The 23431-nt window shown below is 62.4% G+C and carries 24 protein-coding genes; 20 read left to right on the top strand and 4 right to left on the bottom strand.

Annotation, left to right across the window (positions count from 1 at the left end):
* The first annotated feature begins 3 nt into the window (after positions 1-3).
* Positions 4-492, top strand: coding sequence for a MaoC/PaaZ C-terminal domain-containing protein (locus AB4879_RS03065; protein ID WP_370506384.1), 489 nt, complete (start codon positions 4-6; stop codon positions 490-492).
* A 37-nt stretch (positions 493-529) separates the two neighbouring features.
* On the opposite strand, the gene AB4879_RS03060 is transcribed toward AB4879_RS03065, so the two are convergent.
* Positions 530-940 carry a DUF732 domain-containing protein gene (locus AB4879_RS03060; protein ID WP_370506383.1) on the bottom strand — a complete coding sequence of 137 codons (411 nt, stop codon included), beginning with the start codon at positions 938-940 and terminating at the stop codon, positions 530-532.
* A 397-nt stretch (positions 941-1337) separates the two neighbouring features.
* Here AB4879_RS03060 and AB4879_RS03055 point away from each other — a divergent pair, with 397 nt between their 5' ends.
* From AB4879_RS03055 to AB4879_RS02965, 19 genes are all read left to right on the top strand, one after another.
* Positions 1338-1574, top strand: coding sequence for a hypothetical protein (locus AB4879_RS03055; protein WP_115322042.1), 237 nt, complete (start codon positions 1338-1340; stop codon positions 1572-1574).
* A gap of 715 nt (positions 1575-2289) precedes the next feature.
* Positions 2290-3183 (top strand): ABC transporter permease, encoded by an 894-nt coding sequence (locus tag AB4879_RS03050; protein WP_370506382.1) that lies wholly within the window; start codon positions 2290-2292, stop codon positions 3181-3183.
* Positions 3183-4031 (top strand): MlaE family ABC transporter permease, encoded by an 849-nt coding sequence (locus AB4879_RS03045; RefSeq protein ID WP_370506381.1) that lies wholly within the window; start codon positions 3183-3185, stop codon positions 4029-4031. The genes AB4879_RS03050 and AB4879_RS03045 overlap by 1 nt, the downstream gene beginning before the upstream one ends.
* A 10-nt stretch (positions 4032-4041) precedes the next feature.
* Positions 4042-5154, top strand: a complete 1113-nt coding sequence (locus AB4879_RS03040; protein ID WP_370506380.1) for an MlaD family protein — start codon at positions 4042-4044, stop codon at positions 5152-5154.
* Positions 5151-6155, top strand: coding sequence for an MlaD family protein (locus tag AB4879_RS03035; protein WP_370506379.1), 1005 nt, complete (start codon positions 5151-5153; stop codon positions 6153-6155). The genes AB4879_RS03040 and AB4879_RS03035 overlap by 4 nt, the downstream gene beginning before the upstream one ends.
* Positions 6143-7123, top strand: a complete 981-nt coding sequence (locus AB4879_RS03030; protein ID WP_370506378.1) for an MlaD family protein — start codon at positions 6143-6145, stop codon at positions 7121-7123. The genes AB4879_RS03035 and AB4879_RS03030 overlap by 13 nt, the downstream gene beginning before the upstream one ends.
* Before the next feature lie 125 nt (positions 7124-7248).
* A complete protein-coding gene (locus AB4879_RS03025; RefSeq protein WP_370506377.1) occupies positions 7249-8217 on the top strand; it encodes an MlaD family protein in 969 nt (322 codons plus the stop codon).
* Entirely contained in the window at positions 8214-9212 is a 999-nt protein-coding gene (locus tag AB4879_RS03020; protein ID WP_370506376.1) for an MlaD family protein, read from the top strand. Before AB4879_RS03025 ends, AB4879_RS03020 begins: the two co-directional genes overlap by 4 nt.
* A complete protein-coding gene (locus tag AB4879_RS03015; RefSeq protein ID WP_370506374.1) occupies positions 9209-10162 on the top strand; it encodes an MlaD family protein in 954 nt (317 codons plus the stop codon). Before AB4879_RS03020 ends, AB4879_RS03015 begins: the two co-directional genes overlap by 4 nt.
* 52 nt (positions 10163-10214) lie before the next feature.
* On the top strand, positions 10215-10859 hold the full coding sequence (locus AB4879_RS03010) for a hypothetical protein (protein ID WP_370506373.1): 645 nt from the start codon (positions 10215-10217) through the stop codon (positions 10857-10859).
* 56 nt (positions 10860-10915) lie between these two features.
* Complete coding sequence (locus AB4879_RS03005) at positions 10916-11503, top strand: hypothetical protein (RefSeq protein WP_370506372.1); 588 nt, start codon at positions 10916-10918, stop codon at positions 11501-11503.
* A gap of 25 nt (positions 11504-11528) precedes the next feature.
* Positions 11529-12038, top strand: coding sequence for a hypothetical protein (locus tag AB4879_RS03000; protein ID WP_370506370.1), 510 nt, complete (start codon positions 11529-11531; stop codon positions 12036-12038).
* A 77-nt stretch (positions 12039-12115) separates the two neighbouring features.
* Entirely contained in the window at positions 12116-12538 is a 423-nt protein-coding gene (locus AB4879_RS02995; RefSeq protein ID WP_370506368.1) for a hypothetical protein, read from the top strand.
* Entirely contained in the window at positions 12538-13065 is a 528-nt protein-coding gene (locus tag AB4879_RS02990) for a hypothetical protein (protein ID WP_370506367.1), read from the top strand. The genes AB4879_RS02995 and AB4879_RS02990 overlap by 1 nt, the downstream gene beginning before the upstream one ends.
* 45 nt (positions 13066-13110) lie before the next feature.
* Positions 13111-13425, top strand: coding sequence for a DUF732 domain-containing protein (locus AB4879_RS02985; RefSeq protein ID WP_370506366.1), 315 nt, complete (start codon positions 13111-13113; stop codon positions 13423-13425).
* Positions 13426-13717: 292 nt separating this feature from the next.
* A complete protein-coding gene (locus tag AB4879_RS02980) occupies positions 13718-14980 on the top strand; it encodes a cytochrome P450 (protein ID WP_370506365.1) in 1263 nt (420 codons plus the stop codon).
* A gap of 56 nt (positions 14981-15036) precedes the next feature.
* Entirely contained in the window at positions 15037-17262 is a 2226-nt protein-coding gene (locus AB4879_RS02975; RefSeq protein ID WP_370506364.1) for a molybdopterin-dependent oxidoreductase, read from the top strand.
* 36 nt (positions 17263-17298) lie between these two features.
* Positions 17299-18918, top strand: coding sequence for an FAD-dependent oxidoreductase (locus AB4879_RS02970; RefSeq protein ID WP_370506363.1), 1620 nt, complete (start codon positions 17299-17301; stop codon positions 18916-18918).
* Complete coding sequence (locus AB4879_RS02965) at positions 18915-20438, top strand: class I adenylate-forming enzyme family protein (RefSeq protein ID WP_370506362.1); 1524 nt, start codon at positions 18915-18917, stop codon at positions 20436-20438. Before AB4879_RS02970 ends, AB4879_RS02965 begins: the two co-directional genes overlap by 4 nt.
* Positions 20439-20474: 36 nt before the next feature.
* On the opposite strand, the gene AB4879_RS02960 is transcribed toward AB4879_RS02965, so the two are convergent.
* Genes AB4879_RS02960 through AB4879_RS02950 form a run of 3 tightly spaced genes read right to left on the bottom strand, consistent with a single transcriptional unit; the run spans position 20475 to position 23289 of the window.
* Positions 20475-21116 (bottom strand): TetR/AcrR family transcriptional regulator, encoded by a 642-nt coding sequence (locus AB4879_RS02960; RefSeq protein ID WP_370506361.1) that lies wholly within the window; start codon positions 21114-21116, stop codon positions 20475-20477.
* A 51-nt stretch (positions 21117-21167) separates the two neighbouring features.
* Complete coding sequence (locus AB4879_RS02955) at positions 21168-22394, bottom strand: cytochrome P450 (protein WP_370506360.1); 1227 nt, start codon at positions 22392-22394, stop codon at positions 21168-21170.
* Positions 22395-22422: 28 nt separating this feature from the next.
* A complete protein-coding gene (locus AB4879_RS02950; protein ID WP_370506358.1) occupies positions 22423-23289 on the bottom strand; it encodes an SDR family NAD(P)-dependent oxidoreductase in 867 nt (288 codons plus the stop codon).
* Between the last annotated feature and the right edge of the window lie 142 nt (positions 23290-23431).

Genomic DNA, 23431 nt, shown 5'->3' with positions numbered 1-23431 from the left:
CCGATGGCTGCTGTCAACGGGAATGGGCGAGACCTTGCCGACCGAGTCGACCTCGCACCATGGCACGCCGAGGATCTGCGCGTTGGTGACTGGATGAACCTGGGCACCGTGCAGGTGCACCGCGACGACGTGCTGGCCTTCGCCAGCAGGTTCGACCCCTTACCCATCCATCTCGACGAGACCAACCCGGTGTTCGGCGATGTGATCGCCAGCGGCGTACACACGATGGCGTTGTTCTCCAGTCTGGCCTCGCGCGAGTTCATTCCACGGCTGGCGCTGGTGGCCGGCAAGGGAATTGACCGGCTGCGCTTACCCTTCCCGGTACGCCCGGGCGCGACGCTGGCCGGGGCCGTTGAGATCGTGGATATCGCTGAGCGTTCGGCCAGGGCCGACGTGACGTACAGCTCGACCCTGACCAACGAACGTGACCAGGTGGTGTTGAGTTTCATCGGGATCACTGTCGTGTCCCGGCGTCAGGTTGCGAACCTCTAATTGCTTGCTGTGCAACGCTGAATGCCGAATCGCTTGGTCAGAACGATCCTCTATGCGGGCAGAGGTGCTGAACGGAGCGGTCGGCGAAGTGCAGGGCCAGACCCATTCCCCAGCTTGAATGCATCGAGGCGACGTGACGTCCGGCGTCCCAGAGTGAAGCGTCGTTGGGCGGTCGCATGAGATTGCAGACGGCCTGTCCCTCAAGGATGGCCTGTTGGCTGTCCAAAACGATCCCGTCCCCGGCGATCGCCTGGAGGAACACGGAGTAGTTTGCGGTGGGGTCGACACTGTCTGGCGCGGCGTATGCCGGCGCCATGAACGAGATCGTCAGCAGCGTAAAGGTGCTCACCGCAATCCATCTCCACATTGATCGCATCCTGACCTCGTCGCGCTCGGACCGGAATCCAATCGGCGCGGGCGTGCGGTGGAGGTGGCCCAAGCTGATCATGCCGATAAAACTACAATATGTAGATAAGTAGTCAATCCAAATCCCGATGATCGGGGGGCTGGCGGCTGCTCCCGGACCGCAGACGGGGAGCGCCCCTGCCTCGCACGGAGGGTGACGGTTGACACACTTATCCTACGGTCATAAGGTTACTTGCAGTGCGCTGTGTCGGTGTTCGTGTTCGATCCGCGAGTGGATCCCGGGGGAATCATTACCCTCGAGCCGCCTACCGCTGGATGCTTTATCGAGTTGAGTGCGACGACTGATGCGTACACGACACCCTCGCCGAAGCGTGTACCAGCGCTCAGGGCGCAAGTGTCCGAAGGAGATTGTGTTGATCGCATGGAATTTTTCGTGGGCTGCGGCAATCGGAGCGTTCGCCCTGGGCGTGAGTGCTGCCATGCCAGCGCACGCCGATCCGTTGGTCCCGCCCACGCCGGCCGAAATCAACTTCCTCGATCAGGCTCGCCGGGTGTTCGCGGCCAGTCATAACCCGGTGTCGTTCCGCAGCGATGGTGAGTTGCTGAGCGACGGTTGGTACGCCTGTGACAAGCGGGCCGCGGGCTTCGTGGGGACCGAAGCGACCCTGGTGACACCGGCGCTCACGCAACTGGCCTTCATCTACTTGTGTCCGTGATGCACCCGGTGTAGTCGGCCGTCTCCGCCGGCGCACACGCTGTGTTTGGGGAGTAGCGAGCGCCGGAGCTTGCCATCGAACGTCTCACCCCAGCTCGATACTTACCTCAGATAGCTCTGCAGGCGCCCGTTCGCGCGCGGTGAGTGAACCCAGCTTGGCGACCAAGCGTGGAGTCGAGTCGGGCCGGCGTCGCAGCATCGGACGGGTTGAAAGCGCTTTCGTCCTCAACATCTAGTGCGACCGCGCAATCGACTATTGCAGAACGGCTTTGGAGATCCCATTTGTCTTTGTCCAGGCGGGTGCGCCCAGGTTCGCTCGGGTTCACGCATGTGCTGGCACAGGCGTGGACGGCGTCGGGTTCGGGACTAACGACAGTGAAAATAACGCGGTTGCATTTGGGGCTTGGCAACTAAAGCTATTAGGTATAGGTTGTTACTCGCTGTGAGCCAAACCACTTTGCTATAGGTTTAGCGTCACCGCCCACAACCCAGTTGCTCGAGGTCGACGTAGCGGAGGGGCCGCGTGCAGGATTCGGCGCCATATCCGGGATACGACCTAGTCCGTCCAGGACGGCGATGAGCGACACGAGTACCGCAAGCCGGTTCACCGGCCGGGATTTCACAAGCGACGATGGGAGAGCAGGAGTGGCTCAGTCGAGGCTCGCTGTTACCGAGCATCGAGGTGCGTGCCTGATCTCATGGTCTGGGTTGGGCGGATGGTAGACGTCGCGGATCCTCCCGCTGCGACCGGCCGGGCTAGCAATCTTCGCCACCATCAGCCACAGTCCGGCGCGCTCCACTCGGCGAAGCGGACCGCGACACGGCTCGCCAAGGCGCCGGTGGCAGCCGCCGGGACTACCGGTCGCGGTATTGCTCTTGCCATTTCCGTTCTGCGCTATGCCGTTCAGGACACCGTCACCGGCCGACTGCCGGCGGGTGAGTTTGTCTGGCAAGCATGGGCACTGTTCAAGGTCACCGCGACCCCGGCTGTATTGATGGCAATACCGATCGGCGGGATCGTGACGGTTGTCGTGTCGGGACTGGTGGCCCAAGTGGGTGCAACCGCGCTACTCGGCGCGGCAAGTGGGGTGGGGGTTTTGCGGCAGGGGGCACCTGTCACAGCGGGTCTGCTTATGGGCGGTGCCGCGGCATCGGCGATCGCATCTGACTTCGGTGCGCGGGCCATTCGCGAGGAGCTTGACGCCATGCGAGTGCTCGGTGTGGACCCGGTTCGTCGCCTCGTGGTACCTCGTTTCTTGGCGCTGTTGCTGATCGCACCCATGCTGACTTTGGTCATCATCGTGTCGGGAACGGCGTCTGCGTTCCTGCTCTCGGTCTCGGTGAGCGGCGTAGCGCCGGGGAGCTTCTGGAACTCATTCGGAACGTTCGCCAAGATGACCGACGTTTACTTCGCAATCGGGAAGGGCCTCGTTTTCGCCGCGATCGTGGCCGTCATCTCCTCGATGCGGGGCATGGAGGCGAAGGGCGGCCCGCGCGGTGTCGCGGATGCCGTCAACGCGGCCGTGGTGATCAATGTCGTTCTCATCCTGTTCGCGAACCTTGCGATCACGCAGATCGCGACGATGTTCTTTCCGACGGCGGTGGCGTGATGTCGGCACCCTCTGGTTTCGGGCGCGCGAGTGCAGCCGTTGGCGAAACCGTGAAGAAGCCCGTGAGCGGATTTGGCCACTGGATCTTGTTCATCGGTCAGGTCTTCTACTACTTGCCCCTGACCGTGCGGCGCTACTCTCGTCAGACCCTGGCCGCGACGCTCAACATGGCGTGGGGCAGGGGATCGCTGATCGTCGATGGCGGCACGATCAGCGTGCTACTCCTACTAGGCATCGCGACCGGTGCATCTCTCGGGATCGAGTCGCTTGCGGTATTGAACATCCTGGGATTCGGATCGCTATCGGGCATCATCGGCGGAATCGGTGCCGTCCGAATTCTCGGACCTATTGTCGCTGGAATCGCGTTCATGTCCCAAGCGGGTACGCGAATGACCGCCGAAATCGGCGCCATGCGAATCGCGGAAGAAATCGACGCCGTCGAGGCGATCGGCTTGCGGCCCATCCCCTTTGTCGTCGGCACCCGACTCATCGGCGCGTTGACGTGCGTGATACCCGGCTATCTGCTGACCGTCATGGCCGTCTTCTACACGATCCAAACGGTGGTCGTTGTCTTCAACGGCGAACACGGAGGTACGTACTTCCACTACTTCGCCATGTTCCTCACGCCGATTGATCTGCTCTATTCGACGATCAAGTTGACCATCTACTGCGTTGCGGTGACGCTGATCCATTGCTACTACGGATATTTCGCGTCGGGTGGGCCGGTGGGAGTGGGCATGGCGTCGGGTCGGGCCGTACGCGCGAGTCTGGTGACCATCGTCGTCCTGGACTTCACCACCACTGTGCTGCTGTGGGGCCTGCAGCCCGAGTTCATCTTCAAGGGATAGAGGGAATCTCATGCTGAGAGGATCCGCGCAGCGCCAAGAACGGGTGCTGATGTCCATCAGCGCGGCCGTCGTCTTGTGCATCGCTGTGGCGGTATCAATCGTCGTCGCCGATCCATTGGGAGAACGGGCCAAAGGGCTTTACTCCGTTGTGATTTCGACACCTTATGTTGGCCAGGGTGTGCAAGCGGGCACGGCAGTCGTCTTGCACGGCGTCAAGGTCGGGCAGGTCACCGATGTCACCAACTTGGCCGGCGGTGGCGTGCAATTGGAGACTGCCCTGCAGTCGCAACCCACCAAAGGCCTGACCGACAGTGTCAGCATAGATTTCAGGCCGATCAACTACTTCGGGGTACCGGGCATCAACCTCGTGCCGAATCCGGGGGGTCGAGAACTCAAGGACGGCAGCAGGCTCAGTCTCACACCGTCGGGCAACTTCACCCTTTCGGAACTGCTCAATCAGCTGGGCAATGTGTCTGAAGCATCCCTTACCCCGCAGTTGATCAAGGTGATCGATCGCGTGACCCGCTACACCGACGGCTTGAACCCGCTTTTCGAAACTGCGGTGACCGTAACTCGGGCCGTTGAAGCCGTGCAGGTACACCCGACGGAGGACCAACTGATCAAGCTGTCTTCGGCAGTCGAAGCCGTACCACCGTTCGCGAACGAGGCGATTATCGCCGGCAGGCGGATCATCGACTACAGCTACTACCCCGGGCAGATCCGTCGACCTGCGTCGTCCAGCGGTCCGAAATTCGAGTTCCCATTCCTGACCGACGTCGACACACCGAGCCTCGGTGACATCTCCCCGGAGTTCTACGCCAAGCACTGGGACACCTACCTGAGCCTCGCGCAGAATGGCCTGTTCGGTGCGGTGGGTAAACTCGTAAGCAGCCACGTAGATGATCTCATCCCGTTGATCAGCGGTATCAAAGCGATCACCGATACCGGACCCGTTCTGCTGCGACCGAAGGATGTGGCGGAGAAGCTATCGGACCTGCGTTCCCGATTCGAGAATCTCTATGCCGGAAACGGCACGCAACACGCCGTTTCGGTCCGGATTCTGCTGGACAGCTTGCCCGGCGTGGCGTCGTCGGTCGGTATCGCGACAGAGGGCACCCCGTGAAGCCATTGGCTGCCTCGTGGCGGATCGGTGTTGCACTCGTCGTGTCGGTCGTGCTCTTCATCCTGCTGTCGAACACCCTCATCAATCCTGTCAATGTCCAAACACGAACGTATGTAGCGGAATACACCGATGCCTCCGGTCTTCATCAGGACGGCGATGTACGGGTTCGGGGAGTTCGTGTCGGCAAGGTCGAATCGGTCGACCTGGCCCGAGTCGACGGCCAGAATGTCGCCCAGGTGAAGTTCACGCTGGACCGCAAGTACGGTGTCGTGCCCGACACCCGGCTCGCCATCAAGTTCCAGGCGCTGACCGGTGTTCGCTATGTCGATGTGACGAACCCGGCTGAGAACTATGCCGAGGCGAACTTGGTCAAGCAGATACCGACTTCTATGACTCAGCCTTCCTTCGACGTGACCGCCCTCTTCAACGGTCTGCAGCCCGTGCTGGCAACGTTGAGCCCCGAGGAGATCAACACGTTCACCGCCAATGCCGCATCCTTCTTGACCGGCGACGGCAGTGGATTGGAGCCGCTGCTGCAAAGCATTCGCCGGCTTACTGAATTCGTGTCTGACCGTCAGCAGGTCGTGGCAACATTGATGAACAACCTCTCCGAGATCGCCAATGGGATCGGCGGCACCTCCGAGCGGTTCATCCACATCATCGACCTGGTGAACCGGCCTGTGGACAAGGTGAATTCGGTTCTCGACGAGTTTCGCAAGGATCTGCTATACAGCAAGGACTTCTTCGATCCGGTCACCCGCCTGCTGCACAATGCCGGGTTCAGAAACGGAAACAACGTCGACGATGCATTGGATCGGGCATCGAGCAACCTCGATAACTTCTTCGACGCCTTCAAGCTGGTCCCGGTGATCAACGAGAACGTCCCACCGCCGGGCAACGACGGGACCGAAGTGCAGCCGTGTTCGAGGGGCAACTTTCAACTTCCCGAAACGATGGATGTGCTGCTGAATGGTCAACGGGTGGTGTTATGCAATCGCTGATGTCGAATCGTCTTCTGCGGAGCCCGGTGTCCTGGGGTGTTGCGACCATCGTGGTCGCTGCCGTCATCGGACTGGTGTTGGCATACGTCTACTACAACCCGCCGGGCCAAGAGCAGGCCGTGTCCTTTTACACCGATGACGCAAACGCGATACGTGTCGGAGATGAGGTGCGCATGGCCGGAATCAAGGTGGGGACGGTGACCCGGTTGACGCTGGAGCCGAATCAGGTTCTGGTGCAATCGAAGATCGATAATCAAGCCTTCGTCGGCGATCAATCGCAGGTCGACGTTCGCATGCTCACCGTTGTCGGTGGCTATTACGTCAATCTTGCGTCGATGGGTGATGCCCCGCTGGGAAATCAAAAAATCCCAGCATCACGAGTCACTATGCCGTACAGCCTGATTCGGACGCTGGCCGACACCACCAAGATCACCGAGCACGTCGATACCAAGCCGTTGAACGAGTCGCTCAACCAGATCTCGCAGGGCTTGACCGGCACCAACGTACAGGTGGTCGCCACCACGATAGATGCTGGCAACGCACTGATGTCGACCGTGGAACGGCAACGCGGTCAGGTCACCGAAATTCTCAACCTCTCCGATGAATACATCCGGGCGCTGGCGCAATACCGGGATAAGTTCACCCAGCTGGTGCGGAAGGTCTCGATCGCCACGCAGACGATGGTGATTTACGACAAGGGCATCTCCCAGACGCTGCAAGGTCTGGGCGAAGTCCTCCTCGCCATCAAACCGCTGGCCGACACCTACGAGGCTCACCAGGCAGAATTCGTTGAAAAGATCAGGGATTACCTCGAGCGTGGCCGGTCCTTCGTCGAACGCAACGGGCTGACCATTCGTGCACTCAAGCGGGTGCAGAATCTGTTCGATCGAATCCTCAACGCTCAGAACGCCGACCCGGGACTACTGGCAACAGACCTTTGCGTACCAGTGCCTGGGAGTGCCTGCTGATGAGTCCGCTGCGTCCACCCCGGATCCGGGCCTTGGCATCGGTGTCGGTCATTGCGATCGCCGCGGCCGCCTGCTCCTCGTGCACGTCACCTACCAAGGCAGACGCCGCCCACTATTGCGCGATCATGCCTGACAGCGTCGGACTCTATGTCGATAACCCCGTCACGCACTTGGGCTTTCCCATCGGCAAGGTCACCGCGCTGACTCCGTCTGCTCAGTCTGTTCGGGTGGATTTCATCGTCGATGATGGACGGAAGATCCCCGCGGATGCCAAAGCAGTCACCAGATCGACATCGATCCTTGCCGATCGAGCATTGGAACTCGTCGGAGATTACGAGCAGATGCAGAAGTTGCTCCCGAACGACTGCATCCCACTCGGTCGATCGTTGACCCCGAAGAGTCTGTCTCAAGTCATCGGATCCTCGACGAACTTCATCAACTCGATCAATCCCGCAGGCTCGGACAACATCGGGCAGATGGTGACCGGTATCGATCGAGCGCTGCGCGGCCAGGGGCCGGGGGCCAACAGGTTGCTCACCACCACGTCGTCGGTCGTCGATGCGCCCGACCAGGCCATCGGTGATCTTGCTTCGGTGACCCGAAACCTCAGGCAGTTGACCACGACGCTGGTCGATGTCGAGCCGACGCTGCACGGGGTTTTCGACGATCTGGCCACCTCCGCAGGCGAAGACGCCGCCGAAACTCTTGAAGGCGCCTCGAAGACGATGGAAGGAATCATTCCAGTCATCGAAGCGGCCGGAAGCATCGAGAAGGAACTGGGCCCACAGATTCAACAGCTACTCGAGGCGGTGTCGGTCTTCCTCAGGAAGGCAAGTCCGCGCGCACCGTATTACGCGAGTCTGCTCAACGTGGCGCCGCGCGTGCTCAACGGGTTGATCAACCTCGTCAACAACCACGACTTCACGCTGCACTACCGGCCGCCGCTGTACCGGATTCGCACGCCCGACGGCGTTGCTCAGTGCAACATCATGAACGCGTCGGTCCCGGGCAGTTGCGCAAACGTCAAAGGAACGCCCTACGCGGTGGACGTGGCACTACTTCAGTATGTCCTCACTCTGGCGGCGGCCAAATGACACGGCACTCCCGGTGGCTGGCCGGTGTCATGACAACCGTCGTCCTGACGGTGTCATCCTGTGCCGCAGTCAATGTCGATGCGCTACCGCAGCCAGGTCCCTCATACGACGACGGCTATGACATCGTCATGAAGTTCGACAGCGTCCTGAACCTCCCCGACCGCGCGAAGGTGGTACTGGACGGCGTCACCGTCGGTGTCGTCTCGAAGGTGACCCTAGCCAGCGAAGACGTCGACGTGACCGCGCGGATGAAGCGCGGCATTATCATCCCGTCGAATATCCATGCCGTGCTGCAGCAGGCAACCGTATTGGGCGACATCTACGTTGCGCTGGAGCGGCCGGCGGCTGACACGGGGCCGGCCCCCGCGCTGGCGCGGGGCGGGGTTATCCCGGTTGCTCAGACGACGTCCCCGCCGCAGCTGGAAGACACCATCGCCAGCCTGGCCAACTTCGTGTCCAGCGGGTCCATTCAACGGGCACAGAACACCATCATTCGGCTCAATCGCGTCGTGCCGTCGAGTGACGAGGTGCGGATCTTGACAGGCCGGGTCGAGACCGATCTCTCAGCCCTGGCGGGAAACCTCGATTCGGTTGACCAGCTGCTCGACGGAGTGGCGAAATCCGCCGAGGTCGTGAAGAACCGGGTTCCGGACCTGCAGTACCTCTTCTCGCCGAAGGGGCAGCTCGGATTCGAGCATCTGGTCGCGGTGCTGGACTACATCGGCACCATTCTGCCCAGCGTCGGCAGCATCACGTTGGGTGGCTACTGGCTTGTGCCATTCCTCAATTCGCTGGCGGACTCTACCGGCGCGCTGCAGGAGTCGAAGGTGGCAGGTGAAGCCGAAATACCTAAGTATCGCAAGGTGTTCACCGAGATGTTCCTCCCAGTCGACAAGTACCCGGCCATCAACATCACTTCGATCATCGGGCCGGACGGCCGCGAACTCTCCAACAACGTCCAGGACGTTCTGCGCATTCTGGGGGCCACGCCGTGAGCGTCATCAAGGTGAAGGACGTCATCTCGTATCTGGTCTTCGCGGCAATCATCGCGATTGTCCTGTGCTACTTCGCTTCCCTTGGACTTCGTATCCAGCCGCCGGCGCACCGGACGAACCTCTCCATGGATGTGCCAGACGTCAACGGCCTCGTGCCCGACTCGAATGTTCTCTTACGCGGTGTGCCCGTGGGCAAGGTGACGAGCACATCGACGTCCATGCATGCGGCTTCCATCGCGTTCTACGTCGAGGATGCCTATCAGATTCCCGTCGACACCGAGGTGCAGCTCCAGAATCTGTCGGCGCTGGGCGAATCGTACATAGAACTGGTTCCGCGCAGCGATGGCGGTCCGATGCTGAAGGACGATCAACACATCTCCACGGCGTCAGTCGTCCAGCCGCCGTCGATCTCCGAGTTGGCGACAAGCATTGTTCGCGTCCTGCACCAGATGGATCCCGAGGCACTTGCTCGCATCATCAACGAATCTGATGCCGCCCTGCCGGATCCCGTCGCGGTGTTGCCCAACTTGTCGCGCGCCAGCAACCAGTTCAACAACATGCTCAACGGGCTGGACGGGCAGGGCCGCGAGCTGCTCAGCAACTTCGGGACGCTCATTCACAATTCCGAGTGGGTGAACCCCGATTTGACCACTTTCACGCCGGTGGCGGCGAAGGCCGGGGTGAACTGGCAGGACTTCTACAAGCATCTCCCAATCCTCATGAGCCGCAACCAGCCCGAAGCCATTGCCGGGTTGAACAACCTTGTCGCGCGTCTCCAGGCGTTCCTCGATACGAGTGGCGGGGATCTGAAGCTCGTGGGGGAGGCGCTGCAACCGAAACTCAACACCATCGCCGCGACGTTGATGAACTTCGACACCGGACAGATCCTGGACCACTTCCTGCAACAAGTGCCCGCAGACGGGCTGATCACGCTACGAGTCACCCCGTGACACCCCGGCGAGCGGTTGCCCGCCCGGCATCCCTCTCGAGAAAGGCAACACCATGACCGTCAATGACACCGACGTCCAGCAGACGCGGGAAGCCGACCTAATGGTTGACGCAGAGACGAACTCAGCGGACGTCGCTGCCGCTGAAGAGTCCGGTGTGACGTCATCACGTGGGCCGCGGGCCATTTCGTTGAGTCTGAGGGGTCTCATCCTCGGCGCGACCATTGCGATACTCGTCGTCGCGGTCGCCACTCTGGGTTGGCTGTATGCGGGTGCGCGTCACCAAGTTGACGCGGAGGCCGTCAAGTCAGCCAACGACGCGCATGCCGAGAAGATTGCGCTGGACTACGCGGTCAACGCCGCGACGATGGACTTCAAGGACCTGCAGGCCTGGCACGTGAAGCTCGTCGCCGGCACCAGTCCGGAGCTTACGAAGAAACTCTCCGACGCGGGCACCTCAATGGAGCAGGTCCTGGTTCCGCTGCAGTGGAGTTCGAGCGCGAAACCTCTGATCGCCAAGGTCAGATCGTCCACGGGCGGCATCTATGTCGTGGACAGTTTCGTCAGTGTGCAAACCAAAACCGTGCAGGCGCCCGAGGCGCTGCAATCGACGGCGACCTACAGCACGACGATCGACAGCAATAACAACTGGTTGATCACCGATGTCGGGGGCATCGGATCCGCGATGGGTTCGAAGTGAGACATCGAATCTTGCGCAGCAGGTGTGCTGTCTACTCCGCGGTGAGTCTCTGCGCGGTGGCCCTCTTGACGGGGCCGTCGGCCGGCGCCGATCCCAACGCCGATATCCCCATTCCTGGTCCTCCGTCTGATAGTTCGTTGATCAGGCCATTGCCGGTCATCACCCCGGCACCTTCCAACTGGGCACCGAAGTTCCCCTTTCCGTATGACCAGACGAAAGACAAGGTCACCGCCGCGGATCTGACAGCAATGAGCGAAATGTGCCAGTGGTACAACGCTCAGTACGCCACGTTGCGATCCCAGATCGCAAGACTGCAGAAGAATCGGATCGGTCCCGACGGCAACGATTTCGACTACACCCGAGACAACATTGGGCAGCAGGTCGACATCGTGACGGGCAACATCGGCCAGGCTCTTGATTTCTTGACACCCCGGGTACAGGCGCTCACCCAAGCTCAGAATCCCTACGGCGACAATTACTTTCCCATCTACAAGGGCGAAGCCTTCTACAAACTGTGGGAGCAGTTATCCAATGTCAATGCCGGAATCCAGGCGCATCAACCTGACTGGTTCACCGCGCCATCGGTACAGAAGGCGCAGCGCTGGGGTAGTGATATCTACCGATCGCGCGTGTGCGAGCAATGACAACATGTGGGTGAGGTTGTGCAACATGATGATTGAGCAGCTCATTGCCAGAGCCCAGTGGGTGACGGGGCTCCGCTTCGAGCTCCCTTCTCGCGTTCGGATCACAACCGGGATGCTCGCCACCGCTCTCAGCTTGACCAGCGTATGCATGGCGCCGGCAGCGCTGGCGGATTCCACGGACCTGCTGCGAGCGGCGGTGGCGGCTGCTCGGCCGGCAGCGTGTCCGCTGCGGTCCAACCCGGTGGTAGACCAGGCGGCCGAGGAGATCAACCAAACGACCGACAGATGGATCAACAACGCGGCCCGGGCCGTTCCCGAGACCAACGCGCTGACAGTACTGCGGGATCTCGGCTACGACGGCACCACGGCGTCGATCTTGTCCGGCGCTGCGACGGCTCCAGCCAACGCCATCAAGGCAACCCTACTTCAGGGTTTTGACAAGCTGCCGGACTGTTCATACAAGGACTTCGGCGTGAGCACCCTGTACAACGCGAAGAAGGACATGACCCTGACAACTGTCGTACTGGCCGCGTAACGGACCTTTCGGTCAACGTGAAAGCTCGACGTTCATTGCTCAAAGGTGGAGGAAGCCAGATGAATGGGATTCGCTTGGTGACGGTCTCGCTTACCGTGTGCCTCACCGGTTTGTTCCATCTGCCAGTGGCGCACGCTGAAGATACGGTCACCTACGAGATATTCTCGGACTCGGTCGGCCAATTGGCAGGCGTCGAATATCGCGACACCGCAGGCAAGCATCTGCTCCAGGACGTGCCACTGCCCTGGACTCTCACGGTGCCCGTGGCCGATGCGACCAGCCCGACAGCGGATGGCGCCGAGCTGCGAGCCGACTGGAGACCCAACTTTCGCACCGCAGCGACCGTCGCGCGAGTTCTGCAGGGTCACTTCGTGACGGTGCGTATCACGAAGGGTCAAAGCGTGCTCTGTGAAAGCATTCTCGACCTGGGCAATGCAACTTGTTACGGCAGCGTGCCGCACACAGCGGAAAACGAGTCGTCGCCGGGGAACCTGCCATGATGAGCCAAACGTGGAGCACCTCGCGGCGAATCAGCCAATGGCTGTTGATAGTTACCGGAATCGGCGCGATCCTGCTGACTGGTTCACCGGCTGTGCTCGCGGAGCCCAACGGGGGTGCTGCGACGAGCCCCTACCCCTCGACCTACCTCATTCTCGACTATTACGACAAGGTCAGATACGACGACTATTTCACCAGTAGCGCTGGGGGTGTGTGGTTCTCGACCCCACTGGGACTGAACTGCGGTATCTGGGATCGAGGTAGCTTCGGATGCGTCGGTGATATTCGTGGCGCACCTCCGGGAACTACGAACATCGGTTGGATCAACGGAAACGTCGTGACCCGATACGACTGGCTGCTGGGAGTTCAGTTTCCGCAGGGGCGAGCCGAACGCGAGCTGTCACCCCGCAGTTACATCGAATACAACGGGACGCGGTGCGCGACCATGGCCGATACCAGCACCTACTGCGCACGCGGTCCCTTCAGGTTCTTCGTCACGCCAACGCGGACCTGGCTGAGCCCCCCATGACGCCGAAAACTCTCGGCTGAGTCACCACTATGAAACGGAGCGTGAATGCACACTGCTGCTGGGGTATTCACCTGCCTCGCCGGGATGGGGTTGGTATTGGCGGCAGCCCCGCTCGCGCACGCCGACGACGCCGACGTCATTCGTGAGGCACGAAACATCGGCATCTTGAACAGTGATGTCAACATCATCAGCGCGGGTCGATCGGTCTGCTACGTGCTGCGATTGGGCAACCGTCCGCCGGTGGAGATCAGTGGCAAGATCGCACGAACCTTCGTCATTGACCAGGATCAGGCTCGCCGATTCTCTTTGGCGTCCGCGAACGAGTGGTGCCCGCAATGGAGTGGATTGTTCGCCGAATGATCGGCTCAATCCAATTCTGCCGGAGCAGAACTGAGGCATAGGGCAGTGAGACTTCTCGCGCCAGCAGGGAAGCGCGGACGATATTCCACTGCTCCATATTCGACACCGCCTCCTGGAGACTTCAGAGTAAAACTAATATTGATAGGTATAGCTAAAACCATTCGGGTCGTCTACTGGCTCCGATGGCTGAGTTGAATCGCGGTCGCGACACCGCGCCGCTGTGACCTTGACCACCTATTGCCAATAGGTTTATGGTCGTGGCACGCCAGCTTCCAAGGAGGGTGCACAGCAAGTGAGCGCACACACGATTGACCTGCCCGAGCGTCTCGTGACCGATTTCGACATCTACGACCCGTCGTTGGGCGGTGAAGTGGATCGACTCAACGAAAAGGTCCGCGAGCTTGCCGACGCCGGCCCCATTGTGTACTCGACCGCGCACGGTGGGCACTGGATCATCACTGGCTACCAGGAAGCGCACGCGGTCCTTCGCGATGCTGAGACGTTCTCCAGCTATCCCAACAACTTGGTGGGCGCCGGGGATGGCAAGTTCATTCCGATCGAGCTCGATCCGCCCGAGCACACTTCCTACCGGAAGGTCCTTCAGCCGCTCTTCAGTCCACGCCGAATGAAGGAGATGGAGGCCGAGATCCGACTGGTCGTCGACCGGCTCATCGACAACTTCGCCGACCGGGGCTCTGCCGAATTCGTTTCCGAGTTCGCCCATGAACTACCCACCTCGGTTTTCTTGACGCTCATGGGCTGGCCGCTGGAGGACGCACCGCTGTTCACCGGGGCTACCGATATCGCCATCTTGGGCAAGCCCGGTGCGACCGAGGAGGAGAATCTAGCTGCCCGCCATCAAGCCGCGGGCCAGATGTTCGGTTACTTCGCGCAGGTGGTGGCTGACCGCCGGGCCCGCCCCGACGCCACCGACATCACCAGCGTCATCATCAACACCCCGCTGGACACCCCGGAGGGGCCGCGGCAGCTCACCGACGATGAGCTGTGCCGAATGTTCTTTCTGCTATTGATCGCCGGCTTGCACACTGTGCAGGGCACGCTGGCATGGAGCGTCATCCACCTGGCCGGCCGGCCGGCCCTGCGCCAACAACTCATCGAGGATCCGGGACTGCTTCCTGGCGCCGTCGAGGAAATGCTGCGGTACGAAGCGGCGGTCTCGATGGGGCGCAACGCCACCGTCGACACCGAGATCGGTGGTCTGCCGATCAAGCAGGGCGACCAGCTGGTCGTGATCCTGGCCGGGGTGAATCGCGATCGCGGCGAGTTCGTCGACCCCGATGAGGTGCAGTTGGATCGCACCCCGAACCGGCATTTGGCCTTCGGGTCGGGCCCGCATCGCTGTATCGGGTCCCACCTGGCCCGAATCGAGGTGGCCGCCGCGCTGGAGGCGATTCACCGGCGCATCCCCGATTACCGCATCGATACGTCGAAACCAGTGCTGTCGCATGCATCGCAGGTCCGCGGCGTCACCCAGCTGCCGATCCTGTTCACCCCGGAGAATCGCAGTGCCCGACCGATTACGTTGGCAACCTAGAGACAGCAGGTTTCCCGGTGGCCGCGCGGCCGATAGAACAGGAAAATGCACATCAGATGGCTGTGAGCGCGCCGTCGACCCAGGTCAGTCCCCGGATATGCCCACTCTGTGAGTCGACGTGTGGACTGTTGTTCACCATGGACGGCCGCCGGATCGTCGAGATCACCTCGAACCGGTCCGACGTCTTCAGTGCGGGGCACAGCTGTGCCAAGGGCATCGGGCTGGCCAGCGTCGAGAACGACCCGGACCGAATCCGCACGCCGCTGCTGCGCACGGCTTCCGGCGACTTTCGGGAAGCCAGCTGGGACGATGCGTTCGCCGTGATCGACGAACGTCTGCCCGAATTCGTCATCAATGACCCGGGCAGCTGCGCGGTCTATCACGGCAATCCGGCCGCACACCATCTCGATTCCCCGTTCTATCTCGGCGAGCTGTTGGCCGCGCTCGGGACACGCAACATCTACTCGCCGGCCAGCGTCGACACATGGCCCAAGAACCTCGCCCAACTGCTGCTCTACGGTTCGGGGTTGGGTATCACCGTGCCGGATATCGACCGCACCGACTACTTGCTCGTCATGGGATCAAATCCGTTGGTATCCAACGGGAGCACGATGACCGCGCCGGGAATGCAACGACGTCTGGAGGCGCTGCGCACCCGAGGCGGAAGACTGGTGGTGGTGGATCCCGTGCGCACGCGCACCGCCGAGGTAGCCGATCTTCATGTGGCGATCCGGCCGGGGACTGATGCGTTGTTCCTCCTTGGCGTGCTGGCCGTCATCGCCCGCGAAAACCTCGTCAAGCACAGCCTCATTCCCGACGTGGTTGACAACCTCGCCGAGGTCGTCGCGATGGTCGCCGACTACACCCCGGAGATCGTCGCGGTACCGTGCGGCATCGACGCTCAGGTCATCTACCGTGTCGCGCGCGAATTCGCCAGCGCGCCTGCGGCAGTCGCCCATTCCCGCATCGGCAGTTGTCTGCAGGAGTTCGGCACACTGGCGAACTGGCTCATCGAAGTTCTCTCAGTGGTGACCGGAAATCTGGATCGGCCTGGCGGCGCGATGTTTTCGCTGCCGCCCGGCGGCGGCCCAAACACCTGGCCGGTGTCCAAACCGCCGCGGCTGATGTTCGATCGGTGGCGGTCCCGGGTGCGCCAGCTGCCAGAGCTGCTGGGCGAGTTGCCGGCCGCCTGCTTCGCCGAGGAGATCCTCACCCCGGGACCCGGTCGCACCAGGGCGCTGATCACTCTCGCCGGTAACCCGGCGCGTTCGGTGCCCAACAGCAATGCCGTCGAAGCCGCGCTCCAGAACCTGGAGTTCATGGTGTCGGTGGACTGCTACCTCAACGAGACGACCCGGTACGCCGATGTCATCTTGCCGCCGCCGCCGGTGTCCACCCGCGGCCACCACGACATCCTGTTGGCGCACTTCCAAGTCCGCAACGTTGCCCGCTACAGTCCTCCGCTCATCCCGCTGTCCGAGAACGAATTCGCCGAGTGGCAGTTGCTGCTCCGAGTTGCCGCCGCGGCGGCCGGCCAGCCGAACCGGTCGATCGCCGACATGGACGACGGCGTGGCGGCCGTCGCCGCGCGCCGCGCCGCTGCGGTCGCCGGCGTCGATATCGACCGGGTGCTGACCGAGACAGCCGGGCGAACCGGGCCGGCACGGCTGCTCGACATGCGGCTACGCAGCGGCCCGTACGGCGACCGGTTCGGGGCCAATCCGGGCGGGCTCACCCTCGAACAGTTGGAAGACAGACCCAACGGCATCGACTACGGCCCGCTGCAGCCGCGGCTACCCGAGGTGCTGCGGACCCCCAACGGCCGTATCGATCTGGCACCGCCGATGATCGTCGCCGACCTGCCCCGGCTGGCGGCCAGCATCCACCGCCCGATACCGGAGTTGACGCTGGTGAATCGGCGACAGCCGCGCGGCATGAACTCCTGGCTCCATAACGCACTCCCGCAACCACATTCGGGACTGTGTGCGCTTCTCATGTCCCCACAGGATGCCGTGGTGCAGGGTCTGCTCTCCGGCGATCAGGTGATCGTCACGTCCGCAATTACGTCGGTGATCGCCGAACTGCGCATCGACTCAGCGCTGCGACCCGGGGTGGTCAGCATGCCGCACGGCTGGGGTCACACCGGCCCCGGCCTGCAGACTCCCCACGCGGAATCCGTGCCCGGGACAAACTACAACGCCCTCGTCGGCGATGGTGCACTTGAACCGCTGACCGGGTGTCCGATCGTCAACGGGATTCCGGTGGCCGTGTGCCTGGCGTAGGCACCCATCGAACCAACGACCCGACGAGGAGTTGCGATGACCTATGTGGTGACACAGAACTGCTGTAACGACGCCACCTGTGTGGAGGTATGCCCGGTCAACTGCATCCATCCCGCACCCGGTGAAGCGGGCTACGCCAGTGCCGAGTTGCTGCACATCGACCCCAGGGCATGCATCGACTGCGGCGCCTGTGCCGAGGTGTGCCCGGTGGACGCGATCGTGCCCGACGACGACATCACCGACGCCAACCGTCGCTATCTGGACATCAATGCCGCCTTCTTCGAGCGCCCCCGTAGCCATGAGCCGACAGTCACCCGCCGGGTGAAACCTACTGCGGCAGCGCAACCCAAGCGTCTTCGGGTCGCCGTCGTCGGGTCCGGACCATCGGCGTTCTATGCCGCCGAAAACCTGCTAAGCCGCCGCGATGTGGACGCCGAAGTGACCATGATCGAACGGCTGCCCTTCGCCGGCGGACTCGTGCGCTACGGCGTGGCTCCCGACCACGCGAAGACAAAGTCCATCGAACGCACCTTCCAACGCACCCTGCGGCGCCCGGGGCTGACCGCCTACTTTGACGTCGAGGTGGGCGCCGACCTGAGCATCGACGAACTCTCGGCACACCACCATGCGGTGCTGTTCGCTTCTGGTGCCTCCGAAGATCGCCGCCTTGGCATCCCCGGAGACGACCTGCCCGGCAGCTACTCCGCGCGCGAGTTCGTCGCGTGGTACAACGGCCACCCGGATTTCGCCGACCGCACCTTCGATCTATCCCACCCACAGGTGGTCATTGTCGGCAACGGCAACGTCGCCCTAGATGTCGCGAGGATCCTCACTACCGACGTCGATCGCTTGCGGCACACGGACATTGCCAAGCATGCGCTCGATGCGCTGAGCGCCAGCGCGGTGCGCAACGTGATAGTGCTGGGCCGTCGCGGTCCCGAGGCGGCGGCATGCACTACCCCCGAACTGATCGGGCTTGCAGCCGACCCCGGGGTGGACATCACCGTGGACGACGCAGTCTCAGCAGGCGATGAGGCACCGCTGAAGGTGCAAGTCCTCGCCGAGTACAGTCGGCGCGTCCGACGGCCAGGCAGCCGGACCATCAACTTCCGGTTCCACACCACGCCGGTCGAATTGGTGGGGGACACCCACCTCGCCGGTGTGCGCGTGCAGCGTCGGGGGATCGCGGGCTCGTCGGTCGTGGACTGCGGACTTCTGTTGCAGTCCATCGGGTATCGCGGCACGCCCATCCCCGGTCTACCCTTCGACGACACGACGGGCACGGTGGTCAATCAAACTGGACGTGTCTACGATCCGGCCTCTGGCCAATTGGTCCGAGGGCGCTATGTTGCCGGATGGATCAAGCGTGGCCCGACCGGCGTCATCGGGACCAACCGATTCTGCGCCGACGAGACGGTGCACTGCCTGGTCTCAGATTTTCGCAACGGCATACTCAGGCAGCCGACCGCCGATCCGGAGGCACTTAAGCGGCTCATCCAGTCCCGCAGCCCGCACAGCTTCGGCGTCGACGGCTGGATCGCCATCGACCGGCACGAGCGCGCCCAGGGTCGGCGCCTTGGCCGTCCGCGCGTCAAACTCATCGATACCGAGTCTGCCCGGATGACCCTTGCCGCCGAAGAAGGAGCCCGGCCGTGAGCGGCACCGTCATCGACGCTCTGACTTTTTGGGCGCGTACCAAACCCGCCGCGACCGCGATCGACTTCGATGGCGACACGGTGAGTTACGCCGAGCTGGTGCGCTGGGCCGACGGCGTCGGCCATGATCTCCTCGAGCGCGGTGTACGACCCGGGGATCGAGTCAGCTTTGTCGGGATGAACTCACTGGAGTGGTGTGCCGCCGCATTGGGTGCCCTCGTCGTGGGTGCCGTCGCCGCGCCGTTCAACAACCGGATGGTCGCCAGGGAATTGGCCGACTTGGTGAGCGATTGCCAGCCAGCCGTGGTGTTTTGCGATGAAGCTCTACAGCCGCGACTAGATGACGTGCACGCCCAGGACCCGTCCTTCGAGATCGCGGTCTTCGAGCGTGATGTCCGCCGACTCCGGCACAGCTGCCCGCCACCGGTGCGCAGGCCGGTCCTGGATACGGACATGCCCACTGCCATCGTGTTCACCAGTGGCAGCACCGGCCGGCCCAAAGGGGTGATCTTCACGCACGACACTATCGCCGGGGTCGCCCATGAGTGGTCCCTGTTGGAACCGGTCTCTGGGCGAGATCTGCGGCCCCTGATGGTGTTACCGCTGTTCTCGGCGGCCGGGATCATCTGGGGTATCGCACGAACGATCCTCAATGGCGGGACTTTGTACCTGCAGCCCCGCTTCGACCCGGTCCGGGCGCTCGAGGTCCTCATCGAGGACAAACCCAACACCCTGACGGGACCGCCGATCCTGTTCGAGCAGATCGCCGGCGTAGATGGCTTTGACGACGCGGAGCTGAGCCATCTGTCTACTGCGCACGTCGGAGGTGCACGGGTCTCGGTCGAGCTGCTGAGCAGGTGGTCGCCTCGCGGCGTTGCCCTGCGTCAGCTGTACGGTCAGACCGAGATCGGCGGAACTGCGAGCGTGACGCCGCTGGAGGAATCCGCAAGCGGTGCCGAAACCTGCGGCAGAGGTGGAATATTCACCAAGATCAGGGTGGTCGACGCGGACGGAGTCGACTGCCCGCCGCACGTGACTGGCGAAATTCTGCTGCGCGGACCGGGCATGATGCCCGGGTATTGGCGCAACGAGGAAGCCACTCGCGCCACCCTCGTCGACGGGTGGCTGCGCACTGGAGACCTAGGAAAACTCGACGAGCGGGGATACCTGACGTTCGTCGACCGGCTCAAGGACATGATCATCTCCGGCGGCCTGAATATCTCGCCCGCTGAAATCGAAGCGGTGATCGCGACGATGCCGGGTATTGAGGAGGTGGCGGTAATCAGCGTGCCCGACACCAAGTTCGGTGAGACCGCGGCGGCTCTGATCAGGGCGTCACAGCCCCTTGCCGAGAGCGACGTCGTCCAGTACTGCAACCAGCGGCTCGCCGACTACAAGGTGCCCCGCTATGTGGTCCTGTGCGAGGAGCCGCTGCCCAGATTGGCCAGCGGCAAGATCGCAAAACCGCTGTTGCGTTCGACGTACGCGGACATCCCCGGCAGTTATGCTCGTAATAGGTGACGTACGGATCTACTGTGGCAGTCAACTATTCGCGTATCACCGACGGTGGTGGGCATCGCCTTCCGCGGTGCGGACTGGAACAAAAGCCGGCAAGACGAACTCGCGCAGCATCTTTCGGTGTCCTGGATCTTCAGCGGAAGCGAAGTCGAGCCGTCCGACAAGGATGAACTGCACCAGGCCCAGCCATTCGCTGACCGCATCGATATCCAGATCAGGTTTGGTCTCACCTCGCGCCATCGCTTGCCGCAAGACAGGCGTCCACATCTCAGCGGTCAGGTTGGTGGCTAACTGCGCGCCACCGACGATGGGGGTCGCCAGTTCCATGTGCTCGGGGCTCACCAACATCCGGACGATCGGATCCTGGCGACCGTGGTCGACAAGATAGATCAACCCTTCGATGAGCTGCTCGGCGAAAGTGGCGTGACTGAGGATGAAGTCGTGGGCGCGTGCGAACAGCATCCGCGAGCGCCGCTCAATCAGGGCGGCTAGCAGAGCGTCGCGGTCACCGAAGTAGCGATACACGGTGGGCCGGGACACCCCGGCCTCTTTGCCGATGTCGTCCATGGTCGTCTTGGGCACGCCGTATCGCATGATCACCCGCTCCGCTGCGGCAAGGATCTGCTGGCGGGCTTCGTCAGCGTCGGAGCTCAGGCCGGTGCCGCTCTTGCGGCGAGCCATCTGGTCTCCTGTCGCTCGGCTTCTCGGAGTTCGTGATTCTACAAGCGATCGCTAGGTCTCTGGAGTGAACCGGATGGGCAGGCGCGCACAACCGCGGACCTGGCTGGAATGAAAGACCGGCGGATCGGACTCGATGAGCTGATAGTCCGGGATCCGGCGGTGGATCTCCTCCAGCGCGATGACGAGCTCAAGGCGGCCCAGGTGTGAACCAAGGCAGCGGTGTACGCCGGCCCCGAAGGACAAGTGCCGGTTGGGATGACGCTCGATGTCGAAGTCGGTCGGAGTGGGGAATTCACCGGAGTCCCGGTTGGCTCCGCACAACATGACGATCAGCTGGTCACCTTCGGCGATGCTGACGCCGCCGAGCTGGACATCTTTGGTCGCCCGTCGCCCCGGGATGATCGCCGCCTCAATCCGCAGGATCTCCTCGACCGCCTTGGGGATCAGCTCCGGGTCGGCGACCAGTGCGGCCCGCTGTTCGGGATTTCGTATCAGGTGCACGATCGCCCAGCACAATGAGCCCTGCACGGTATGCAGCCCGCCGATCAACAGCAGGAAGAACATCCGGTTGAGCTCTTCGTCGTTGAGCAGCCGGGAGCCGTCGGGCAGTGTGACCTCGGTGTGGATGAGCGTCGAGGTGATATCCGTACCGGGATTGGCGCGCCGGGACTCCACGATGTTCTGGAAATAGCCGAACATCTTCAGGCCGGCCATCATTCGTGCCTGATTGGACTCATCCTCGGTGCCACCGGGCTTGCCGAACAGAATTGTGTCGGTGGCCTCGGTGAACAGGGGCGCATCGGCCAGAGGCCAGTCCATCAGGGCGAGGAAGATCCGGGCGGGAAGCTCGTGGGCAAATGCCGACACGTATTCCACTTCGCCCTTGCCCGCGAACTCGTCGAGCAATTCGTTGACCACGGCCCGGATGTCGTCGGACAGCTTTTTCATCCGCTGCGGGCTGAACAGCGGCTGCAGCGCGTGCCGGTAGGAGGTGTGCTCCGGCGGGTCCAGCTCCAAGGGGATGAACTTGCCGATATCGCTGGTGACCAGATTGTTGGGGTAGCTGGAGAAGGTCTCCGGATTGGTGAGGACCTCTTGAATCTCCTTGTAATGCGTGACAACCCAGTGCCCGCCGTGGGCACGTGAGTAGACCACGGGTCCGATCGCCGCCAGTTCGGCCACCTTGTCCTGCATCACATCGACGGGGCTGGCCAGGGCGGGGTCGTAGACGTCGAAGTCCACGACCAGTTCTGTCGGGACGCTGGTTGCTGCGGTCATAATGGGGTGTTCTCCGGTGTGTGGGTGGTCAGGAAACGGGCTGGGGGTTCAGGTCCTCGTCGAACCACATCCCGACACGCGAGAGCGTGCCGCCGTCAGTGGCGCCGATAGTGGCGCCGGAGATGTAGGCGGAATCGTCGCTGACGAGGAACAGTGCGACCTTGGCGTTGTCATCGATCGACGGCGGCCGCTGCAGTTTGAGCGGGATGGGCGAAACAGTCGGGTCCCAGGGCCCGGCGACCTCCTCGTAGGACTGGCCAACGACCGGAGTTCCGGGGGGCATGAGGAAGTTGGGTGACATCCCGTGCGTTGGCGCGATCGCGTTTACTCGAATTCCCCAACGGCCCAGATCAAGTGCGAGTCCGCGAACCAGACCGTTGACGCCGGCCTTGGTGGCCGAGTACATGGCGATGTTGTGGTAAGCCACCAGCGACGCGGCCGACGAGGTGGCCAAGATTGTGCCACCGCCGTTGGCCTTCAGGCTCGGGATGGCGGCCTGGGCGGTGTACACGACGCCGGACAGGTTGACCCCCAGCACGTGCTGCCAATCGGATTCGGTCAGGTCCTCGAATGCGACGTATTCACCACCGGCGACAGAGGGAACGCCGCCCCGCGACACCACGCCGGCGTTGGCCCAGGCGATGTCCAGCTTGCCGTAATGTGCCACCGCCTCGTCGACCGCCGACTGGATCTGTGCTTTGTCGGCCACGTCGGCGGTGATCGCGATCGCGTCTCCGCCCGCCTCCTGCACGAGCTTGAGTGATTGCTCAGCACGATCACCGTCGATGTCGACGATGGCGACCGTGGCGCCTTCGGCGCTGAAAATCTGCGCACATCGGCGGCCCAGCCCGGACCCGGCGCCGGTGATGAGCGCGACTTTGTTCTCCAGCTTCATGATCCTCCTTGGGTTGGGCCCCGCAGACCCCGCGCTTCGCTCGGGGCGCTCCACAACGTAGTGGCACTGTGACGTGAGACACCCGTCCGGCCAAACCTTACGCCGATAGGTATGAGACGTCAATCAAAGAATGTCAGACGAT

Origin of the sequence: Mycobacterium sp. SA01 (assembly GCF_041287105.1) — a bacterium.
In the GTDB taxonomy this organism is placed as follows: domain Bacteria; phylum Actinomycetota; class Actinomycetes; order Mycobacteriales; family Mycobacteriaceae; genus Mycobacterium.
The sequence above is the reverse complement of the archived record's forward strand: the minus strand, read 5'-3'. Positions and strand labels throughout refer to the sequence as shown.